We start from the raw sequence: 1,817 nt of genomic DNA, 5'->3' as shown, positions 1-1,817 counted from the left end.
TACTTTAGATTGATTTAAAACTTCATTTTTAATTTAAAAGGATCTAGGTGAAGATCCTTTTTGATAATCTCATGACCAAAATCCCTTAACGTGAGTTTTCGTTCCACTGAGCGTCAGACCCCGTAGAAAAGATCAAAGGATCTTCTTGAGATCCTTTTTTTCTGCGCGTAATCTGCTGCTTGCAAACAAAAAACCACCGCTACCAGCGGTGGTTTGTTTGCCGGATCAAGAGCTACCAACTCTTTTTCCGAAGGTAACTGGCTTCAGCAGAGCGCAGATACCAAATACTGTTCTTCTAGTGTAGCCGTAGTTAGGCCACCACTTCAAGAACTCTGTAGCACCGCCTACATACCTCGCTCTGCTAATCCTGTTACCAGTGGCTGCTGCCAGTGGCGATAAGTCGTGTCTTACCGGGTTGGACTCAAGACGATAGTTACCGGATAAGGCGCAGCGGTCGGGCTGAACGGGGGGTTCGTGCACACAGCCCAGCTTGGAGCGAACGACCTACACCGAACTGAGATACCTACAGCGTGAGCTATGAGAAAGCGCCACGCTTCCCGAAGGGAGAAAGGCGGACAGGTATCCGGTAAGCGGCAGGGTCGGAACAGGAGAGCGCACGAGGGAGCTTCCAGGGGGAAACGCCTGGTATCTTTATAGTCCTGTCGGGTTTCGCCACCTCTGACTTGAGCGTCGATTTTTGTGATGCTCGTCAGGGGGGCGGAGCCTATGGAAAAACGCCAGCAACGCGGCCTTTTTACGGTTCCTGGCCTTTTGCTGGCCTTTTGCTCACATGTTCTTTCCTGCGTTATCCCCTGATTCTGTGGATAACCGTATTACCGCCTTTGAGTGAGCTGATACCGCTCGCCGCAGCCGAACGACCGAGCGCAGCGAGTCAGTGAGCGAGGAAGCGGAAGAGCGCCCAATACGCAAACCGCCTCTCCCCGCGCGTTGGCCGATTCATTAATGCAGCTGGCACGACAGGTTTCCCGACTGGAAAGCGGGCAGTGAGCGCAACGCAATTAATGTGAGTTAGCTCACTCATTAGGCACCCCAGGCTTTACACTTTATGCTTCCGGCTCGTATGTTGTGTGGAATTGTGAGCGGATAACAATTTCACACAGGAAACAGCTATGACCATGATTACGCCAAGCTTGCATGCCTGCAGGTCGACTCTAGAGGATCCCCGGGTACCGAGCTCGAATTCACTGGCCGTCGTTTTACAACGTCGTGACTGGGAAAACCCTGGCGTTACCCAACTTAATCGCCTTGCAGCACATCCCCCTTTCGCCAGCTGGCGTAATAGCGAAGAGGCCCGCACCGATCGCCCTTCCCAACAGTTGCGCAGCCTGAATGGCGAATGGCGCCTGATGCGGTATTTTCTCCTTACGCATCTGTGCGGTATTTCACACCGCATATGGTGCACTCTCAGTACAATCTGCTCTGATGCCGCATAGTTAAGCCAGCCCCGACACCCGCCAACACCCGCTGACGCGCCCTGACGGGCTTGTCTGCTCCCGGCATCCGCTTACAGACAAGCTGTGACCGTCTCCGGGAGCTGCATGTGTCAGAGGTTTTCACCGTCATCACCGAAACGCGCGAGACGAAAGGGCCTCGTGATACGCCTATTTTTATAGGTTAATGTCATGATAATAATGGTTTCTTAGACGTCAGGTGGCACTTTTCGGGGAAATGTGCGCGGAACCCCTATTTGTTTATTTTTCTAAATACATTCAAATATGTATCCGCTCATGAGACAATAACCCCTGATAAATGCTTCAATAATATTGAAAAAGGAAGAGTATGAGTATTCAACATTT

1 pseudogene is annotated in these 1,817 nt (G+C 51.3%); it reads left to right on the top strand.

Going from position 1 to position 1,817, the window contains the following annotated elements:
* Window positions 1-1,136: 1,136 nt before the first annotated feature.
* Window positions 1,137-1,364, top strand: a pseudogene (locus ASC41_RS17020) (hypothetical protein); the annotation flags it as partial.
* Window positions 1,365-1,817: the final 453 nt, after the last annotated feature.

The sequence above is a fragment of the Lacinutrix algicola genome (assembly GCF_001418085.1).
Taxonomy (GTDB): domain Bacteria; phylum Bacteroidota; class Bacteroidia; order Flavobacteriales; family Flavobacteriaceae; genus Lacinutrix; species Lacinutrix algicola.
The sequence above is the reverse complement of the archived record's forward strand: the minus strand, read 5'-3'. Positions and strand labels throughout refer to the sequence as shown.